This window comes from Neisseria sp. P0021.S007 (genome assembly GCF_051956855.1).
Genome location: NZ_JBQCXA010000004.1, coordinates 59275 through 77717 on the forward strand (window position 1 = coordinate 59275; position 18443 = coordinate 77717).

The following is an 18443-nucleotide window of genomic DNA, read 5'->3' on the forward strand; positions in this document are numbered from 1 at the left end:
CTTATTTCCATGGGCGGTTGTATGCGCCCAAAGTTGTCTGATGACCTTCCGAAACTTTGCTCAAGGCATTGTTCCAGGACGGATTGACTTTGAAATGCGACGGGTCGGCTGCGGCTGCATCCAGTGCTTGGCGCAGGGATTTGGTTACTTGCGCCGTATACATAGGACTGCGTTGGCGTCCCTCGATTTTGATGGCGGATACACCGATTTTGATGAGTTCGGGCAACATTTCCAAAACATTCAGGCTGGTCGGTTCTTCCAAAGCATAGTAGGTTTCATCATTGACTTCAAAGCGACCTTTGCACAAGGTTGGATAACCTGCCGGTTCATTGGGTTTGTATTGGTCTATCAATACCTGGTTTAGACGTACGTTCATGCGGTCGGGCAGTTGTTCCCAGCGGACGGATTTTGCCGGAGAGCAGACACCTTGCATATTGGGCGATTCGCCTGTTGCATAGCTCGACAAGATGCAACGGCCTTCCACCATCACACACAAACTGCCGAAACCAAAGACTTCAATTTCCACATCAGTATTGTCAATCACATGTTTGACCTGATCGATGGTCAGCACGCGCGGCAAAACGGCACGACGGATGCCGAACAGCTCTTTCATCATATTGATGGCTTCGTAATTGGTGGCCGAACCTTGTACCGACATATGCAGGCGTAAATTCGGATGTTTGTCTGCCGCATACGCCATGATGGCGGGGTCGGCAACAATAATCGCATCGGCACCCAAATCCGCCGCCGTATCCACAGCGGCGTGCCAACGCTCCACTTGGCCAGCTTGTGCGAATGTATTGATAGCCATCAGTACATTGCGCCCGCGCGCATGGGCGTAAGCAACGCCTTCCCGTGCCGATTTCATATCGAAATTCAGTCCCGGAAAGTTTCGTGCATTGGTCGCATCTTTCAAACCCATGTAAACCGTGTCCGCACCGTTGTCCACAGCGGTTTTCAGTGCAGGCAGGTTGCCGGCGGGGCAGACCAATTCTGGAATTTTCTGCATTTTGTGTTCCTCGTCTTGATGATAACCTCTATCGGGTTAATCAATATTTTGTAGAATTCTGAATATTTTATGGATTAATGACACAAGATATGCTGACTTAAATCAAATCGAAAAATTCAGGTTGACGTAGGCATGTTGTTTACAAAATCTTAACAGACGTTGTTTTTTATATATTTCATGTGCTTAAAAATTTTGATGACGGATTTTGTTTCAAAATTGGCTTATGTTTTTAACTATCGTATTTATTAATTTTTACAATAATGTCGATAGAAAAATGAAAAAAGGCCGTCTGAAAATCTGGTTTCAGACGGCCTTCTGCTTTAAAGGGATATATTTAAGAGAAACCCAAGCGTTTATCGGGTCGGGTAAATACAAAAATAAACAGGGAAGTTAACGCGCCCAAAGTATCGGCAAGCATGTCTTTTTGCGCGTCCCAAATATCGCCTTGAGAACCTAAGAATTCCAGTCCGGCCTCTCCGCCGTCGATGACGGCATATTGCCATTCAATGATTTCATAGGCGGCAGCAATGCTCATAATGAAGAACAGGGAGAAAAATAAGGCCAACGGCAGGTTGCACAGCTTGCGGCGCAGCAGCCATTCAGCCATTGGATAGGCGTAGAAGCCGATGATGTAATGGGCAATACGGTCGTAATGATTGCGGTTTTCGCCCAAAATCGGTTCGACAAAGCGGTTGATGGATTCAAATGGCACATCGGCAAAAGTGTAGTATGCACCGATGGAATGCATAATCAGCCAAAAACTCATGAATAAGTAGGCCAGGTTGCTGAAGCGGAAAATGCGGTAGGTGGCAACCAGAAGGAAGAATACGGATGCTACGGGGATAATTTCGGCGTACCAGACTGCGCGGTCATGAGGATTAATGCCTGACCAAACAATAAGGGCGAAGATAATTGCAGCAAGAAAAATAGGAAAGATTGGAGAGGGTTTATCCATGTTGTGTGTATGTAATAACAATGGTTACGTATTGTATAACGAATTGGTAGGACTGGAAGTTTCGATCATTAAAGGCCGTCTGAAAAACAGCTTTCAGACGGCCTGAAGTTTAGCCGTTCCAGAAATAACGGGTGATGTGGAAAAACACGGGTGCGGCAAAACAGATCGAATCCACACGGTCAAGCATACCGCCGTGGCCGCGTATCATATTGCCCCAGTCTTTGACACCGTAATCGCGTTTGATGGCAGACATAACCAGGCCGCCAAAGAAGCCCATCAGGCAGACGATAAAGCCGATAATGGCTGCTTGGCCGTGAGAGAACGGCGTAATCGGCGCCATCAGCGCGGCAATGGCAGTGGCCGATAAAATACCGCCGACAGTGCCGGAAATAGTTTTTGACGGAGAAAGCGAAGGCATGATTTTTGCACCGCCAATCAGTTTGCCCCAAACGTATTGCAACACATCCGATACTTGCACCACGCCAATCAGGAAGATCAGCAACAGGATATTGTTGCCGTTATCGAAGCCATCCAAGTCCAGAAACATCAGCGCCGGAACATGAGACAGACAGAAGATGCAAATCATCGCCATCCATTGTGTTTTGGCGGCGCGTTCCAAAAAGTGTGCCGTTTGGCCGCTGAGGCTGGCAATAATCGGCAGTATCAAAAAGCCGTAAACCGGAATAAAAATGCTGAACATGCCGTACCAGCCGTCATAGACGAAATAGTATTGCACCGGCAGAAGCAGGTAAAAGCAGACCACCATGCTGTAATAGTCGCTGCGGCGTCGATAGACGAGGGTCATAAATTCGCGCAGTGCGGCAAATGAAATCAGGAAAAACAGTACAACCGTCCCGATTTTGCCGAACCAAAATGCACCCAGCAACACCAACGTCATCAGCCACCATGCGTAAATGCGGGCGTTGAGGTTGGCGATGGTGGCATTATCTGCGCCGTTTTTGCGCTTAAGCCATTGTCCGATGATGCTGGCAAAACACAATACGGCAAACACGCCGACAAAAATATAGCTGGCTTGCGGAGTCAGATGAGCGGCGGCTTGTTCGACAATGATTTGTTGGGAAGTCGTAGAAAGGCTCATGCTTGTCCTCCTTTGTTTTGCTGAACTTCAGGTTCATTTTGGCGAAGCTCGCTGCGGTCGTTTTCAGACGGCCTGAGTGCCAGCAGCGCTTCACGGCTGCGTGTCAAAAAGCTGTCTTTGTCTTCGTTTTCCTGCAAGGTAAGCGGTTGTCCGATATGGACTTCACACAAAAGCGGGATAGGCAGGATTTTGCCTTTGGGCAGTACGCGGCTGATGTTGTCGATCCAAATCGGCACAAATTCGGTATTGGGTTTGCTTTTTGCCAGATGATAAATGCCGGACTTAAACGGCAGCAGGATGGTGTTATCGTCAGTGTTACGCGTGCCTTCAGGGAAAATAATCAAAGAGTCGCCTGCGTTCAGCGCATCTTTCATCTGTTCGGTAATCGCTTGCGGATTATCGCTATGGCGCGGAATCAGTAAGGCGTTGAAAACATTTTGAATGATGAAGCGTTTGAGTTTGCTCGTCAGCCAGTAATCCGAACCGGCGACAGGGCGCGTGGACAAGCGCCAGCGGCGGGGCAGGGAAATCCACACCAGCACAAAATCGCCATGGCTGCCGTGATTGGCGTAATAGACCTTTTGGTGCTGATTGAATGTCAGCTCGCGCGGACTTTTGGGGCGCACGCCCGTAAGAAAAGAGACCGACAGACATAAGGCTTGGTCAGTTAGCCAGGCAAGTTGTTTTTTGAGGAAGTTTTTCATTGTTTCTGCCTTTGGGAGTGAGATACCGCTCTAGATCTGGTTTGGGTAAATTAGCCAAAATAATCAAATGCTTTGGATAAGCAAAATTAAAAATTGTGCGGCGGTCAGGTATAAGCTTTTGCGCCATAAGGAAAGTGCGCCGTTTATCCGTTGGGTCAACGTACGGCTGCCTGAAATTTGGCGTAAACCGTTTTGCTGTAAGGTGTGGTCGAAGTCTTCAGGAGAGTAGCGGTTGTCGGCAAAGTCTTGGAACACGCGACGGTCGAAGTGAATGCGGATATGGCAGTACAGCAAAACTGCTGCCAAGACAAGTTGCACCGCAAACCATGCGCCGCCATATTTTGCCGACAAGGCGAGCAGCAAGGCATTGCAGGCGGCAACATAATGTGCGGTAGAGAGCAGGTGGGCAGTAATACGGCTGTCGGTTGCGTTGTCCATCATTATCCTTGTTTTAAACGGTTGGCCGCAGCTTCAACTGCTTGGGCGGTGGCCGGCGATAATACCATTTGCGGCCGAGCCTGTTTGAGTTCGGCCTTCGCTTGCGCCAAGTTTTTGCAGCCACCATAGACCAGCAGCCACGTCAGCACCACTGCGGCACTTCTTCCATAACCCAAAGCGCAACATACCAGCGCTTTGCCGTGTTTTTGGCGCAAGGTTTCCAATATCAAGGCCGTCTGAACCAAATCGTTTTCAGACGGCGTTACCATATCCAGTAAAGGCAGAGCGCGATATGCTCCCTGATAGCTACGGCAGGGATATTCGGCGCATACATCCAATACGACAGGCAAATGGTTTGAAATCCCTAAAACGCTGCCAATTAATACATCATTGCGGACTGGTGCCGTTTTCGCTTTACCGCGTAACCAATACGCCATGTTTAGCCGTACGCTCACCAGATAAGGCAATAGTAAAACCGTCGCTGCCACCGATAATTTACCGTTAGCCTGTTTTTGGAATATGTTTGCATTTCCAGTCAAATAGGCAAAGGATACCATCAGTAAAGACACGCTAATCCATATCAACCACAGCCACACACCACCCAGCAGCGCAGGCAAAGCCGTCAAACACGCGCCAAGTAAATACAGCAACGCAATCCTTCTTGAGCGTACATCACTCAAGCCCAGTCTTAACGGCGAAGTCATCTGACGCGGGAAAGCCCACAACACCAGCCAGCCAAGCAATGCTCCTGTCGGCACGTCAATAAAATGATGTTGATAAGTTGTCAGTACCGACAGGGCAATCAGGCTTTGCCATAAGAAAAGAGGCAGGCGGATTTTGGGAAAGCGCGTCCAATAAAATGCACCCACGATAATTGCCAACGCAATATGCAAAGATGGCGCTTGGTTGTACGGCAAATCAAATGCAGCCAATGAATCAAACAGCCAGCCTGACAGTCCATCGGCAGGCGGTTTAGGCCACCCGAAACGCAGCGGAAACAGCACAAAGCAAGCAGTCGCAATCAGTTGGGCGGCTACAAGGTGCGCTACATATCGGTTTTGTTCATGTGTATCACGGCAAAGAAAAAATGCCGCGGCATACATCAGGTTCAGCGACCAATAAGGCACAATCGTCCATGCCCAAAACGGAATATTGCTCTCCCATGCAAAAGCGATTTCAGGTACATAGTCCAGCGATGCCGCGTAATGGTTGGAGAGGCCGTAGCTGGTGTAGAACAGGATACCGACTGAAATCAGCTTGAGTAGGGAGGTTTTGAGGGTAGGTTTCATGGATAGGTACATGGTTTAAATAAGGCCGTCTGAAAGTTAAAAAATTGTTCAGACGGCCTTTATTTTTATTTCTTCACTGCCAAGCTCACGGTGAAAATACCGTCTTCGTCTATCCATTGATGGATTTTTTCAAAACCGGCTTTTTCAACCAACTGATCCATTTCCTGCTGACTGCGGCGGCGCATTACCCAGTTTGGGCTGCCTGCTTTGTGGCTGGTCAGGGCGCGGGCAATCATTTCCAGTTGCGGATGCCACGGCTGGCCGGTGTAAATCAGGTAGCCGCCGGTTTCAATGGCTTCTCCAAAGCCGTAGAGCGAGTTTAAAATCAAATCGTTGTCGGCAAACAATTCGTGCAAGCCGGAGACGATGCCTAGGGTAGGGCGCGGCTGTAAATCATGATAATTGGCGCGGTCGTAAGCATTGACTTCATTGAAGGTTACCGTGTTTTGCAAGCCGCGTTCTGCAATCAGTTTGCGGCCGGCTTCGACATTAATCGGGCTGTAATCGCGCAAGCGTACGGAATCAGGCAATGTGTCGGCAGTCAGGGCATCCAATACATAGCGGCCATGACCGGACGCGATATCCAAAACGTGTACAGGTTTGCCTGCTTCACGCAATTTAGCTGAGGCCGTCTGAATGGCTTTGCCGATATTGACTTTGCGTTGGCGAATGCCGCGCCAGCCGATGGCGTTGAGATAGTATTTGTCCACCCATACACCGAAAGCGTTGCTGCCTTGCGGTTGATTGCGGTAGACATAATCCAGCGTGCTACCCGAATCAAAACCTGTTTCTTGACCGATTCTCAAGCCTTCACTCCAGCGTGAACCCAGTTTGAGCGAGGCGCGATATGTTGCCCAAAATGCGCCGCGAGGCGTACAAACAGGCAAAGGCGTAGCCAGTTCGTCGGCTTCGCGACGGCTGTCTCCAAACAAGTGCGCTTGAGTCAGATCGACTTGTTGCAAAGGCTGATTGAAACGCTCGCGGATAAAACGGCGCATTTCGACAAATGCGATTTCACGGTCTTGCTCGCCTAACGTATCGTGGTAGAAACCGGGCAGGATATGGCGCTCTTTAATATGGCTGCCTAAGCGGTTGTAGAAATCGTGTTGCGGTTTGTGATGAACAACCCAATCGCTGCCTGAAATCAACAGTTGTATAGGCGTAGTAATCGCTTGTGCATCGGCAACGACGCGCTCGGCCGCCTCATATAAACCCAGCAGGATGCGCACAGAAATAGCGCGGGCAATCAGCGGATCATTGTCGTAGCTTTTTTGACGTTCGACATTGTGGGTCAGATAGTGGGCTTTGACGTAGCTGTTGACAAAGAAATTGCCACGCCATTTTTGCATAATTTTCAAACCGGTACGGGCAAACGGAACATAGAGTTTGACTTTGAACGCAGGCGAAGCCAATACGGCGCAACGGATTTTCGGCGCGTAATCGTGCAACCAAGTAGAAACTAATACCGCACCAACACTTTGTGCAATCACGCAGATGTTTTCAGGTTTGATGCCGTATTCGCTTTGAATGTGTCGGATAAAATCATCTACATCAGCAACCGAAGTACCGATACTCGGACTATCGCCGCGTTCACCAGGGCTGTAACCATGACCGCGCGCGTCCCAAGCAAAATAGGCAAAATCATCAAAACCTAGCTCATCTGCCACAAACATCATCCGGCCGGAGTGCTCATGCCCGCGATGGAACAGCACAATGGCTTTGTCGGAAGAACCATCAGCAGCAGGGCGATAGCGGTAGAAAAGCGAAGTACCGTCTTGGGTAGAAAAGAATTTTTGCTGTTCGGACATGAGAAACTCCTAATATTCATATTTTTTGAACAGTATCATGACATATCGAATAAATGCAATGACTATCCGATAGACGGACGAATGCAATGATGGAGAGAAATGGTAAAAGATGGTTTCAAATTTCACTTAAAACTGATGACAGTGATTGTGAAAAGGGTTAGATAGGGGGTGGATAACCTTACAAACTACTACCGACATATCATCATAAACTCTTTGTTTTGCAATTAATTTACGAAACACAGTCAGACGGGACTTATCGTTATCATATTGTTGCCAAATTTTTTCTCTTATTTCTTCTGAAGGGGAATCGCTTAGGCCGTCTGAATAGTTTTCAGACGGCCTTTACTGCGTTTAACCAAGCACTAATTAACTGCTAATTTTGTCATGTTTTAATACATCCATCGAAACCCGAATACACATTTAAAAAGGAAATCAAACATGAAAAAATTTTTATTGACCGCCATCGTTGCTTTGTCTGCCGCTACTGCCGGTGCCAGTGATTATATCGAACACAAAATCTACAGCGACAAAAACTTCGAGCAAAATCGTGCTAAAGCCGTAAAAATTTTGGAACAACGCGGCTATCAAGTTCACGATGTTGAAGCCGATAGCCGTCGAGGTCAGCCTGTGTTGGATATCGAGGCTTTTAAAGATGGTCGTGAGTACGACATTGTTTTGTCTTATCCTGATTTGAAAATTATTAAAGAACGCATCGACTATTAATATTTTGATGCAAAGCGGGTTGTCGCAGGACTTTGGGGTTCTGCGGCAGTTTGCTATTTAGGTATTTAAAGAATGTAAGCTACATGTAAATTACCTAAAATAAATGAACTAAATATGCTTTTTATTTTCCATTTAATTCAAAGTGTTTGATGTTGGGAGTCATGATATGGATTTGAATGATTGGAAGGAAAATGGTCGGCCGAAGCAGATGGGCGACCAAGACAAATCTTTAAACGACGGCGTATCTGCCGATTCCCAACAGGACGTTGATTTTTGGGATCGCAATCGAAACAATACTGTTGAAAACGAAGTTGAGGTTGCGGCTGAAACGGTAGAAGTTCAGGAGGAGGTAGAAGGTCAGGAAGCAGTTGAACATCCTGAGATGCCGTCTGAAAAAAGTGAAAAGAAAGCCAAACGCAAAAAAGACAAGGCAAAAAAGAAAAAAAATAAAGCCGAAGATTTGAATGCGCCTGATTTGTTGGGTACGAATAAGGGCGTGGAAACCATGTTCCGCAACGCCGTACGCTCGGAGATGGAATTGTTGGCGCTGGCGGCAACCAAAGCGAATATTATGATTTCGCTGAATGGTTTTATCGTGTCTGCTCTGATGATTTCGGGCGCGTTTATTTTTTCATCGTCGCCCGAATTTTTGATTCCGGCCAGTACGTTTATGATTACTGCCGCCGCATCTATCGTGTTTGCGTTGCTTTCTGCTTCGCCGGAACGTATCGGCAAAATGCAGGCGGCGCGGACATGGTTTAAGGATTTTATCCGCGGCCGTTCTAAGCTGCGGGACTTGAAAACCCGCCTCAGTAGTACCGAAACGCGCTTTTTTGGCGGCAGCCAACCTAATATTTTGATTTATGAAGACCGTGTGAAACTGCAAAAAGATCAATATTGGGAAATGATGCAGGAGATTATGGGCGACCGTAAACAAATCTATGAAAAGATGAGCGACCATCTTTATTGGCTTGGTTTGTTGGCGGACAAACAGTTCAAATACATCAATTTGTCTTACGCGGTATTCCGCTGGGGCTTGCTGGCTTCACTGGTGGCGTTTATCGGCGTGAAAACATTGCCGTCATTGCTGATACCGCCGGCCAACAATGCGGCAGAGCTGCGTTCGCTGGGAATCAATATGTTTAACGGTGTGTACGAGCCTTCCGCCGTACAACAGCTTCCGGACGGTAATTTGCTGATTGCGGAAGACGAACCCAACCATGCATTCAGTATCATCAGCATTGATAAAACGGGCAGGTTTGTGGAAGACGAGGCATTGGATACGCGCGTGATTACCGGTTTCAAACGCCGTCTCAGCGACTTGGAGGCTTTGGCGCGCGATGATGAAGGCTTTATCTACGCGCTGACTTCACATTCGCGCACCCGTAAAGGCAACCGCTCACCCGACCGCGAACATCTGATGCGCTTTAAAATCCAAGACGGCAATGTGTTGGGGCTGACCAGTTACGACAATTTGACGCAGGTTTTGGAAACCGATCACAAGCTGCATGATTTGATTCGTGAGCGAACCAAGGCAGAAGTTTCTTTTGAAGAAATCAATATTGAGGGCATGGCGTTTGATCCGGTGAAAAAACGTCTTGTTTTGGGCTTCCGTGATCCTGAGTTCAACAATATGGCTTTGGTCGCATTTATCAGCAATCCGAAAGATGTGTTTGAGCGCAATGCCAAACCTGAATTTGATGAAGTGGCGGTGATTGATATTGATGGCGGCGGTATCCGTTCCCTCAACTATGATCCTGTGTTGAAAACCTACGTGATTGCCAATGAAGTGAAGGATGAGAATGGACAGAAATTTTCACAACTGTGGACTTGGAGCGGTAACCCGACCGATGAACAGCAAAAAATCTCTCTGCCTAATCTGCAACACATCACCAACGTTGAAGCTGTTGATTCGATTACCGTTAACGGCAAGCCTCAAATGATTCTAATGGGTGACGAAGGTAATGCTTCGCAGAAAATTACTGCCAAGTATATGTTGGTAGATTACAGTCAACTGGGTAAACAGTAAGTGATCTTCGCTGACGGATAAAAGGCCGTCTGAAACCGATAGTTTATGGTTTCAGACGGCCTTCAAGCCATTGATGACACGTTTGTAGCAGGTATAAACCAATGCCGCGCAGGCCAGCCACATAAGGATATAGAAAGTCGGATGGAAGCTGCCGGCGATTGCATACCATACTGCCAATGCACCGATAAAGAATGCACGGTCGCTTTTGCCGAATGGCCCGTCATAACGCCGGCTGTTGCCATGAACTTGTCCCAAAACGCCGCAAAACTCAGTCATTGCCGCCAGCCAAATAAACAGGGCAATTTGTACGCCGCCGAAGGGCGCGATGAAGGCAAAAGGCAGATACAAAGCAGCATCGGCGACAATATCGGTGATTTCATTCAAATAGCCACCCAATGCCGATTGTTGACCGAACTCCCGTGCCAGCATACCGTCCATCGCATTCAGTGCCATGCGGACAAACAACCAGATCGGCAAAAGCCAGAATAATGTGGATACACCTGCAAACAATGCTAAAAGCAAACCGAGCAAAATGGAAACGGCGCAGGCAAACAGGGTTACCTGATTGGCAGTAATGCCTTTTTGATACAGTCTCTTAACGATGGGGCGCAACAGGTTTTGGAATTTTGGTTTCAGGGCGTAGATACTCATCATTATGCAGAATAAAAGAAAACGAAGTGCCGTGATTATAGACGAAATCCGTTATAATCCGTCAATCTTCGAATCACGCGGTTCGCAAACCTCCCGCGTTAACAAAACTAGGAATTTACAATGGAAAAACAGCAAGCCCTCGTTATTTTTTCGGGCGGGCAGGATTCAACGACCTGCCTGATTCAGGCAATTCAAACCTATGGCCGTGAAAATGTGCAGGCCATCACTTTTCAATATGGGCAACGCCACGCCATCGAATTGGAGCGCGCGCGTTGGATTGCCCAAGATTTGGGCGTGAAGCAGACGGTACTCGATTTGAGCCTGATGCAACAGATTACGCATAACGCCTTGATGGATGATACGGTATCTATTGAAACAGCTTCAGACGGCCTGCCCAATACATTTGTAGATGGACGCAATGCTTTGTTTTTGCTGTATGCCGCCATTTACGCCAAAGGGCAGGGAATACGCCATATCATTGCCGGCGTGTGCGAAACCGATTTTTCGGGTTATCCCGACTGTCGCGATGTGTTCGTCAAGTCGATGAATGTCACATTGAATCTGGCCATGGATTACGCTTTTCAAATCCACACGCCCTTGATGTATTTAACCAAAGCGCAAACTTGGGCATTGGCGGATGAAATGGGTGTGTTGGATTATATTCGCGAGCATACGCATACCTGTTATAACGGCGTGGTCGGTGGTTGTCATGAATGTCCGAGCTGTATTTTGCGCGAGCGTGGTTTGTCGGAGTATTTGAAAAGTAAAAAGGCCGTCTGAATCAAGAGGGGCATATATTTCCAATAGCCAGTTGTACGAAAAGGCCGTCTGAAAAATTCATTTCAGACGGCCTTTGGCTATGTATTTTGTTCTGCTTAGAACAGCAAATCTGCCGGCTCGCTGCTTGCCGGAGCATCTTTCACAGGAGCAGAGGCTGGGGCAGTAGCCGGTTCGGAAGCGGCTTTAGTTGCAGAAGCAGGAGCGTCGGCCGGAGTGGTTGCCGGTTTGGCAGCAGGTTTTGCCGGTTTCACCGGAGTCGGACGAACGCTTTGTTTCGGTTCGGATGCTGCCTTGTTTGCATCGTCGGTAGCATCGACTTCGATTTCAGTACCTTGAGGCAATACCACATCTTTAGCAGGAGCCTGTTTCGGCATGACTTTAGGTTTGCTGTAAGCATCCGTGCCGCTGGTCCATGCCAAAGATTTCAAAGGCGATTTGAGTTTCACGCCTTTGGCGCAGGTCAGACAGTTTGCCGCTCCGGTGCGTCCTTTCAGGATTGCATCCACACGCGCGGCTGGAATGGTTTTACCGTGCGCTTTTGCCCAAGCGGCAATGCTTTTTTTCAGGGCAGCCGTATCAAGGTTTTTCTTGTCGTATGGGTCACGATAGGCAGCCAGCCACAAGTTTTGGTTGGCATCTTCGTTCAGGCTCGCCATTTGGTAGATAACGGAGGCAGGAGAACCTGTTGCGATGGTTTTGGCGAATTCTAATGCATCAGGCGATTTCATGCGCACGCAACCATGGCTGCGGACGCCGGGTACGCTGGCAGGGGCATTGGTGCCGTGAATGCCAAGGCTTAATTTAGGGTCGCCAAGGCGGACAAATACCGGGCCCAGCGGGTTATTTGGGCCGGCCGGTACGCTTTTAACGCCGTCATTGCGTTCTTTTTGGATAGATTTAGGGATGTGCCAAACCGGGTTGTAGGCTTTTGCACCGATTTTATGTTCGCCCAGATTGGTTTGGGTCATGGCTTTGCCGACGGCAACAGGATAAATTTTGCTCAGTTTACCGTTGTCGTAGAGGAACAAACGCTGTTGCGTAATATTGATAACGACGTGTTGTCCGGAAGAGGCGGGGGAGACGTCTGGAATAAGTGTGTTTGCAGCAGCGGCCGAGGTCAGAAGGGCGGCTGTCAGGCCAAGGAATAATTTTTTCATGTCGTCTTTTTTTTGTAGGGATTGAAATGAAAGTTTTTGGCGCATGATACCTGAAACTCTGTGTTTTTGTGAGAAAATATGCGCTTTCGGTATTGGAAGACAGTCAGACGGCCGGTAAGCGGCTGTCTGACGGAAACGGTATGAGTGTGAAAGAACGGTATCAAGAGGCGGAAGTTTTTTCTTTGGATTATGAGGGCAGGGGTGTTGCCAGAGTCGATGGAAAGACTGTATTCATCGGCGGTGCGCTGCCCGGAGAGCGTGTAACGTTTGCCATTCATAAAGAAAAAAAGCAGTTTGCAGAAGCTCAGGTCGAAACGGTTTTAAAACCTTCTTCCGAACGCATTGAGCCAGCTTGTTGCTATTTTGATACATGTGGCGGCTGTTCGCTTCAACATGTTTCTTTCGGAGCGCAAGTTGCGTTAAAGCAACGGATTTTGGAAGAGCAGTTGGAACGGATAGGTAAGGTCAAGCCGGAAATAATTTTACCTCCTTTATATGGTTACTCCTGGTATTATCGCGATAGAGCGCGTTTAAGTGTTTCGGTGGATAAACAAGGCCGTCTGAACCTCGGTTTTCAGGCCAAAAAAAGCCATGATGTCGTCAATATCCGCCATTGCCATATTTTGCCTAAGCATGTGTCCGATAGATTGCCTGATGTCCGCAATTTGCTGCAAAAGCTGCATGATGACGGTGTAAAAGTGAAATTTGTTGAGTTTTATTGCGGGAAAAATGTGACAGCGCTCAACATTCGTTTCATAAATCAACCGTTTGGACAAATATTAAGCGAATTGCGTAATTGGTTTGATAATATATTGTCGGGTGCTGAAAAGGCATGGCAAATATGGTTGCAGGATCATGCCGAGTCCTTGCCGTTTTATCCCGAGAATGCTCCTGCTCTGAACTATAATTTTGCTCAATTTGATGTAGAAATGCCTTACAAACCCGGTGATTTTACGCAGATTAATGCGCAGCTGAACGAAGTGATGGTGGCAAGGGCGGTCAGACTTTTAAACCCTCAAAAAGGGGAGCGGATTGCCGATCTGTTTTGCGGTTTGGGCAATTTTAGTTTGCCGCTGGCGAAAAGTGGCGCATCGGTTGTCGGTATTGAAGGCGCTTATTATTTGGTAGATAGGGCAAGGGAAAATGCCCGCCTGAATCGTTGTGCCGAGAATATGACGTTTTCTGTTGCCGACTTGTTCGATACCGATGAAAAAACTGTTGAGTCATGGGGAAAATTTGACAAGATGCTACTGGATCCGCCGAGAAGTGGGGCTTATGCTGTTGTCAAATCGCTACATAAGCCATTTTTACCTCAGAAGATAGTGTATGTTTCGTGTAATCCATCAACATTTGCACGAGATGCCGGTGTCTTGGTTGATAAGGGTTATAAGTTTAAGGCAGCGGGAATCATGAATATGTTTGCACAAACCTCGCATGTTGAATCCATTGGTGTGTTTGAGTTGTAAATTGGTATCAAGTCCTTTATGTGAGTAGGGTTTTTAATGTAAAAATGAGTGCATTCATGTTATCATCATTCGTTTGGGGAATTAATAACGTTGAAGTTGCGTGTAAAGCAACAGATGTTAATAAATGCAGCTTGCAGCACAAGACCGGGAGGTGTTCTTGAACTATCAACTTTTAACTATTTTTTTGCTGGTGCTTTTTTTGCTGGTGTTGTTTTTTGTTCGTCATAAACAAAGTAACAATTCAGACAAACAAAGCGCACATGCATCAAAAAGCGGCCGTACATCTGCTGCTCATACAGCCTCCTCTGAGGATGGAAACGACTGGATTGAGAAAGTCAACCAGACAGTTTCCAATGCGGATAATCAAGACTGGGAATGGGGCGGAAGCGGCTCAAACGATGCAACGGCTTCTGTTTCCGCACAAGAAGTCGATCCGCTGACCGAATATCAGGTTTATAAACAGTTCGGCTATGAAAGTAAAGCAGCGGAGTCTTTGGCCGGTTATCTCAATACCTTGGAAGACGGCGCTCCAGAAAAACTGGTTCATGAATTGATTGGTTTGAATCTGCGAGTTGGCAATATCGACATGCTGGCGGATACGCTTGAGCGTCATAGTACTTCCCTTTCTGAAGACAGCGTAGCCGAATACCTGAAAGCCGGTCTGGCTTTGGATTCTACTAACCTGCGCCTGCGTGTTTTCGCCGAGCATCATCTTGGTTGGAATATGCAGGAAGTGGACCGTCAAATTGGCGAACAAAGCGGTTTGGAAGTTGCTTCCGACGAGCATATTGCCTTTGAGAACGACTCGATTGAACGCATTGTCGTTCCAGGTATGGGTAAACGTGCGCCTATCGTATTAGGCAAGAAAGATTTTGGTGAAATTAGCCCTGAAGAGATGGGTGCGGTTATTGGTTTTGCCAAACCGGAACGTAGTGCAAAAATCCTGAAAGATAAGATCAGCTACGAGACTGCTTTGCATCAATACAATAAAGCAATCCAAACTTCTGCGAAGCCTGCTGGTCTCATTATCGATGCCTTGCGTCTGGATTATCAGAATGAAGAAGTAGGGCAGTTTGCCAAGCATCTGTGGAAGCTTTACCACTCTTTGGGTCAATATGGCCGTCAAGTAAAAGAACGTATGCTTGGCTGGGGTTATAGCCTTGGTTATCACGAAATTTTTGATGATTTGGAAAAAGGGCCGTCTGAACAGCAAATTAAAGAGATTGGCTTAAAGCGCGGTTATATTCAGCCAAGTTCTTTGCAGATGAAAGCCAAATATCGTGAGTTGGTTCAAAAAGACTCTTCAGTTATCAGTGCCAGCTCTTCACCTGCTGATGAAGCTCTGAAAGAAGTGGAATCTTTGTTGGCCTACGGTCAGTTGGATTTGGCCATCGGTACTTTGGAACAGGCTGTTTTGCAGTATCCTCAAGAATCGCAGTTGTACATTATCTTGTTTGATTTGTACGAACGCGTTGAAGATTGGGGACGTTTGGAACAATTTCTGCGCTTGTTGCGTGAACGTGTTGTCAGCCTGCCTGAAGAGGTTGTCTTGGCAATGAGCCGTCTCTTGCAACGAATGAACCAATATTCAAAAAAATAAGATAATCGTAGAAAGTACGAGTGATGAATAATCATTTACCAAAAATTAAAACCATACGGGTTATGTTACAGGAGATGGGTGAGCAACAGCAGGCGGTATTCCGTATGGCATTTAAAATGCACAATACGACGAATTACGTCATCGTTTCCCCTGATTCTGATGAAAAACCGGATTTGGTATTGGTTGATACCGATACTCCGGCAGGTGTAGAAGCTTGGAAAGAGTCGAAGAAAACTTATCCGGAAGTGCCTGTGGCGATGTTTTCTTCCGAGTTGCCGACAGTAACGACTCCTTATTTGGCTAAGCCGGTCAAATTTGATACCTTGTTTCCTGTTTTGCGCAGCCTGGCTCAAGGCGGCAATGTTTTTGAGCCGTCTGAGCAACAAGCGGCCGAAGAGAATAAAAGACAATCAAATTCCGATGGCACAAGAAAAGCAACCATTCGCCGATTTAATCCAAATAAAGGCTTGTTGGGTGCGCTGAAATTTGCCAGTCAAGGACACCAAGATCTTGCCGTCCTGCATGAAGGTAAGCCGATATTAATCGTGTTTCCTAGTATCCAGCGAGTACTGTTGACAGTTAGTGCCAATGAGTTGGAGAAATTGTGTAAGAACGATAACTTGGCTGTCGTGTGTAAGGCTGTTCCTGATAATCCTCAATGGAAAGAAAAAGCCAAAGTCACCATTATGTCATGCTTGTGGCAAATGGCTATTTGGACTGCATCAGGCCGTCTGATTTATCCGATGACGCCGCAAACTGTCTTTACACTCAAGCGTTGGCCAAATTTAACCCGTTTGGCACATGTTCCGGAATCTATGCGTCTGTCGGCATTTCTGACGAAAACATCTGTTAATCTGAATGTTCTCTATAAAGTCATGCCTTTGGAGATGCCTGATATTTTGAATTATTTATCGGCAACATATATGACAGGCTTTTTGGCGACAGATACAGAGTTTGCAACTGATGCGCACAATGCGCCTTCGTTGAACGAACAGATTGATGTGAATAGCAAAGACGTACCTGAAACAGCAATGAGCAAAGAGGCTCAAAAAATTGCCGGTCCGTCTAAAGAACAACCTCGTGGCCTGTTGCAACGCCTGATGCGTAAGTTGCTGGGCAAATCGTAAAGGACACGTCATGAAAGAAAATAAAATTATCTTTACCGGTCCTGTCGGCGTAGGTAAAACCACTGCAATTTCAGCTTTATCTGATGAACCACCGGTTCAAACCGATGCATCTGCATCTGATATGACACTTGTCCGCAAGGGGTACACAACTGTAGCAATGGACTACGGTGTCATTCATTTGGATGAGGAAACTAAGGTTCACCTTTATGGTACGCCTGGTCAGGAGCGTTTTAATTTCATGTGGGAAATTCTGAGCCAAGGCAGTATGGGCTTAGTGCTTCTTTTGGATAATACAAGAAGCAATCCATTGAAAGACTTGCAATTCTTCTTGGATGCATTCCGGGAGTTGCTGAAAAAAGCACCTCTGGTTGTAGGGGTAACGAAGATGGATATCCGATCTTTACCAAGCGTGGATGTTTATCAAAAATATTTAGCACAGAATAATTTTAATGTACCGGTTTTTGAGATTGATGCGCGTCGAGAAGACGATGTAAAACAATTGGTTACTGCCATGTTGTTCTCAATTGACCCCGGATTAGAGGTATAAGATGGAAGCGACACTCTCTTTACAAGCAAATTTATATCCTAAGATTACACCGGCGGGTGCGTATTATGCTGTTTCAAGTGATACGCCCAGTGCCAGCAGAACTTTATTGTATGGTCTGTTGCGTGCAGAGCCGTCTGAAACCATCAGCAGCGAAAAAATCTTGGCGTGGGCGGATACCAGCGACATCAATACCGCTTTGAACCTGCTATACCGCCTCCAACGCTTAGAATTTTTGTATGGTGATGAAGAAATCAGCACAGACGATATCCATTTGACTGACGAGCAATTGCCTACATTATTGGAACAGTTGTCCAATTCTGGCAAAGCTTTATTGGCTGATGAAAACGGTTTGTATTTTGCCAATGCCAATTTCCATCACGAGGCTGCGGAAGAGTTGGGTCTTTTGGCGAGCGAAGTGGCCAAAATGGAAGACAATCACCGTCTTTTGATTCGCAATAACCTGCATATCAATAATAGCGCATGGGGTATTTGTGATCCTTCAGGCCAAAGTGAATTGACCTTTTTCCCGCTGTATATTGGCATGACCAAGCTGATTTTGGTAATTGGCGGAATGCCTGACTTAAATAAAGAGGCTTTTGTTACTTTGGTTAAAGTGCTGTACCACCGATACGGCAGCCGTTGATTTTTGCCTGACCGATATTTATTTTAGAATGGAGCGACTATGCAACAACTATTAATCTCTGTATTAAGCGATTTGAACAATACCTCTGCTGATATCACTGCTTCTGCAGTTATTTCTACGGACGGCCTGCCGATCGCAACCATGCTGCCTTCCCACTTGAATGCAGATCGTGTAGGTGCGATGTCGGCAACGCTTCTGGCATTGGGCAATCGTTCCGTACATGAGTTGGCTTGCGGTGAGTTGGATCAGGTAATGGTTAAAGGTAAAAATGGCTATATTCTGTTGAGTCAAGCAGGTGAAAATGCAGTGTTGGCATTGATGGCAAAAGAAAGCGGTAAATTGGGCTTGATTTTGTTGGATGCGAAACGTGCGGCCAAACAAATTGCTGAAATCTTATAAAAGTTTTATAAATTAAAAA

General features: G+C 46.7%; 18 protein-coding genes and 1 riboswitch. Of the genes, 9 read left to right on the forward strand and 9 right to left on the reverse strand.

The window, feature by feature from the left end; all coding sequences use genetic code 11:
• Position 1: 1 nt before the first annotated feature.
• The 7 genes from ubiU to ACTHUR_RS06850 form a co-directional block, all read right to left on the reverse strand.
• Entirely contained in the window at positions 2–1009 is a 1008-nt protein-coding gene (ubiU, locus tag ACTHUR_RS06820) for a ubiquinone anaerobic biosynthesis protein UbiU (RefSeq protein ID WP_003748766.1), read from the reverse strand.
• A 334-nt stretch (positions 1010–1343) separates the two neighbouring features.
• Positions 1344–1964, reverse strand: a complete 621-nt coding sequence (locus ACTHUR_RS06825) for a DUF2238 domain-containing protein (protein ID WP_004519593.1) — start codon at positions 1962–1964, stop codon at positions 1344–1346.
• Positions 1965–2073: 109 nt separating this feature from the next.
• The gene (locus ACTHUR_RS06830; protein ID WP_004519594.1) at positions 2074–3063 is read right to left on the reverse strand and encodes a phosphatidate cytidylyltransferase; all 990 of its coding nucleotides are present in this window, start codon (positions 3061–3063) and stop codon (positions 2074–2076) included.
• Positions 3060–3767 (reverse strand): lysophospholipid acyltransferase family protein, encoded by a 708-nt coding sequence (locus ACTHUR_RS06835; RefSeq protein WP_101755874.1) that lies wholly within the window; start codon positions 3765–3767, stop codon positions 3060–3062. The genes ACTHUR_RS06830 and ACTHUR_RS06835 overlap by 4 nt, the downstream gene beginning before the upstream one ends.
• Before the next feature lie 63 nt (positions 3768–3830).
• The gene (locus ACTHUR_RS06840; RefSeq protein WP_039862080.1) at positions 3831–4205 is read right to left on the reverse strand and encodes a hypothetical protein; all 375 of its coding nucleotides are present in this window, start codon (positions 4203–4205) and stop codon (positions 3831–3833) included.
• Between the two features lie 2 nt (positions 4206–4207).
• On the reverse strand, positions 4208–5494 hold the full coding sequence (locus ACTHUR_RS06845) for a dual specificity protein phosphatase family protein (RefSeq protein ID WP_224783390.1): 1287 nt from the start codon (positions 5492–5494) through the stop codon (positions 4208–4210).
• Between the two features lie 65 nt (positions 5495–5559).
• Complete coding sequence (locus ACTHUR_RS06850; RefSeq protein WP_039862081.1) at positions 5560–7302, reverse strand: bifunctional alpha/beta hydrolase/class I SAM-dependent methyltransferase; 1743 nt, start codon at positions 7300–7302, stop codon at positions 5560–5562.
• 438 nt (positions 7303–7740) lie between these two features.
• On the opposite strand from ACTHUR_RS06850, the gene ACTHUR_RS06855 reads away from it, so the two are divergent.
• Together ACTHUR_RS06855 and ACTHUR_RS06860 are read left to right on the forward strand one after the other, a co-directional pair.
• Positions 7741–8025: a PepSY domain-containing protein gene (locus tag ACTHUR_RS06855; protein WP_004519602.1), complete on the forward strand. Its 285-nt coding sequence runs from the start codon at positions 7741–7743 to the stop codon at positions 8023–8025.
• 382 nt (positions 8026–8407) lie between these two features.
• Entirely contained in the window at positions 8408–10054 is a 1647-nt protein-coding gene (locus ACTHUR_RS06860; protein ID WP_224783392.1) for a Pycsar system effector family protein, read from the forward strand.
• 51 nt (positions 10055–10105) lie between these two features.
• Here ACTHUR_RS06860 and ACTHUR_RS06865 read toward each other — a convergent pair whose 3' ends face one another.
• On the reverse strand, positions 10106–10705 hold the full coding sequence (locus tag ACTHUR_RS06865; RefSeq protein WP_039862085.1) for a CDP-alcohol phosphatidyltransferase family protein: 600 nt from the start codon (positions 10703–10705) through the stop codon (positions 10106–10108).
• Positions 10706–10776: 71 nt separating this feature from the next.
• Positions 10777–10822: riboswitch (PreQ1 riboswitch) on the forward strand.
• A gap of 3 nt (positions 10823–10825) precedes the next feature.
• Here ACTHUR_RS06865 and queC point away from each other — a divergent pair.
• Positions 10826–11485 (forward strand): 7-cyano-7-deazaguanine synthase QueC, encoded by a 660-nt coding sequence (queC, locus tag ACTHUR_RS06870; protein ID WP_004519606.1) that lies wholly within the window; start codon positions 10826–10828, stop codon positions 11483–11485.
• A 95-nt stretch (positions 11486–11580) separates the two neighbouring features.
• On the opposite strand, the gene ACTHUR_RS06875 is transcribed toward queC, so the two are convergent.
• Complete coding sequence (locus tag ACTHUR_RS06875; protein ID WP_039862112.1) at positions 11581–12642, reverse strand: L,D-transpeptidase; 1062 nt, start codon at positions 12640–12642, stop codon at positions 11581–11583.
• Between the two features lie 140 nt (positions 12643–12782).
• On the opposite strand from ACTHUR_RS06875, the gene rlmD reads away from it, so the two are divergent.
• The 6 genes from rlmD (at position 12783) to ACTHUR_RS06905 (ending at position 18424) form a co-directional block, all read left to right on the forward strand.
• Positions 12783–14108: a 23S rRNA (uracil(1939)-C(5))-methyltransferase RlmD gene (rlmD, locus tag ACTHUR_RS06880; RefSeq protein ID WP_039862086.1), complete on the forward strand. Its 1326-nt coding sequence runs from the start codon at positions 12783–12785 to the stop codon at positions 14106–14108.
• A 124-nt stretch (positions 14109–14232) separates the two neighbouring features.
• Positions 14233–15708, forward strand: coding sequence for a hypothetical protein (locus tag ACTHUR_RS06885; protein WP_049336025.1), 1476 nt, complete (start codon positions 14233–14235; stop codon positions 15706–15708).
• A 23-nt stretch (positions 15709–15731) separates the two neighbouring features.
• A complete protein-coding gene (locus ACTHUR_RS06890) occupies positions 15732–16835 on the forward strand; it encodes a response regulator transcription factor (RefSeq protein ID WP_004519610.1) in 1104 nt (367 codons plus the stop codon).
• 10 nt (positions 16836–16845) lie between these two features.
• Positions 16846–17382 (forward strand): GTP-binding protein, encoded by a 537-nt coding sequence (locus ACTHUR_RS06895; RefSeq protein ID WP_003748733.1) that lies wholly within the window; start codon positions 16846–16848, stop codon positions 17380–17382.
• A gap of 1 nt (position 17383) precedes the next feature.
• Complete coding sequence (locus ACTHUR_RS06900) at positions 17384–18025, forward strand: hypothetical protein (protein WP_003679679.1); 642 nt, start codon at positions 17384–17386, stop codon at positions 18023–18025.
• 39 nt (positions 18026–18064) lie between these two features.
• Entirely contained in the window at positions 18065–18424 is a 360-nt protein-coding gene (locus ACTHUR_RS06905) for a roadblock/LC7 domain-containing protein (RefSeq protein WP_003679682.1), read from the forward strand.
• Positions 18425–18443 lie beyond the last annotated feature (19 nt).

What these genes read in the sequence shown, in the direction of transcription:
- queC (WP_004519606.1), top strand. Translation starts at nt 10,826, where the DNA reads ATGGAAAAACAGCAAGCCCTCGTTATTTTTTCGGGCGGGCAGGATTCA.
- ubiU (WP_003748766.1), bottom strand. Translation starts at nt 1,009, where the DNA reads ATGCAGAAAATTCCAGAATTGGTCTGCCCCGCCGGCAACCTGCCTGCA.
- ACTHUR_RS06855 (WP_004519602.1), top strand. Translation starts at nt 7,741, where the DNA reads ATGAAAAAATTTTTATTGACCGCCATCGTTGCTTTGTCTGCCGCTACT.
- ACTHUR_RS06865 (WP_039862085.1), bottom strand. Translation starts at nt 10,705, where the DNA reads ATGAGTATCTACGCCCTGAAACCAAAATTCCAAAACCTGTTGCGCCCC.
- ACTHUR_RS06860 (WP_224783392.1), top strand. Translation starts at nt 8,408, where the DNA reads ATGCCGTCTGAAAAAAGTGAAAAGAAAGCCAAACGCAAAAAAGACAAG.
- rlmD (WP_039862086.1), top strand. Translation starts at nt 12,783, where the DNA reads ATGAGTGTGAAAGAACGGTATCAAGAGGCGGAAGTTTTTTCTTTGGAT.
- ACTHUR_RS06850 (WP_039862081.1), bottom strand. Translation starts at nt 7,302, where the DNA reads ATGTCCGAACAGCAAAAATTCTTTTCTACCCAAGACGGTACTTCGCTT.
- ACTHUR_RS06895 (WP_003748733.1), top strand. Translation starts at nt 16,846, where the DNA reads ATGAAAGAAAATAAAATTATCTTTACCGGTCCTGTCGGCGTAGGTAAA.
- ACTHUR_RS06875 (WP_039862112.1), bottom strand. Translation starts at nt 12,642, where the DNA reads ATGAAAAAATTATTCCTTGGCCTGACAGCCGCCCTTCTGACCTCGGCC.
- ACTHUR_RS06845 (WP_224783390.1), bottom strand. Translation starts at nt 5,494, where the DNA reads ATGAAACCTACCCTCAAAACCTCCCTACTCAAGCTGATTTCAGTCGGT.
- ACTHUR_RS06835 (WP_101755874.1), bottom strand. Translation starts at nt 3,767, where the DNA reads ATGAAAAACTTCCTCAAAAAACAACTTGCCTGGCTAACTGACCAAGCC.
- ACTHUR_RS06840 (WP_039862080.1), bottom strand. Translation starts at nt 4,205, where the DNA reads ATGGACAACGCAACCGACAGCCGTATTACTGCCCACCTGCTCTCTACC.
- ACTHUR_RS06830 (WP_004519594.1), bottom strand. Translation starts at nt 3,063, where the DNA reads ATGAGCCTTTCTACGACTTCCCAACAAATCATTGTCGAACAAGCCGCC.
- ACTHUR_RS06890 (WP_004519610.1), top strand. Translation starts at nt 15,732, where the DNA reads ATGAATAATCATTTACCAAAAATTAAAACCATACGGGTTATGTTACAG.
- ACTHUR_RS06900 (WP_003679679.1), top strand. Translation starts at nt 17,384, where the DNA reads ATGGAAGCGACACTCTCTTTACAAGCAAATTTATATCCTAAGATTACA.
- ACTHUR_RS06905 (WP_003679682.1), top strand. Translation starts at nt 18,065, where the DNA reads ATGCAACAACTATTAATCTCTGTATTAAGCGATTTGAACAATACCTCT.
- ACTHUR_RS06885 (WP_049336025.1), top strand. Translation starts at nt 14,233, where the DNA reads ATGCAGCTTGCAGCACAAGACCGGGAGGTGTTCTTGAACTATCAACTT.
- ACTHUR_RS06825 (WP_004519593.1), bottom strand. Translation starts at nt 1,964, where the DNA reads ATGGATAAACCCTCTCCAATCTTTCCTATTTTTCTTGCTGCAATTATC.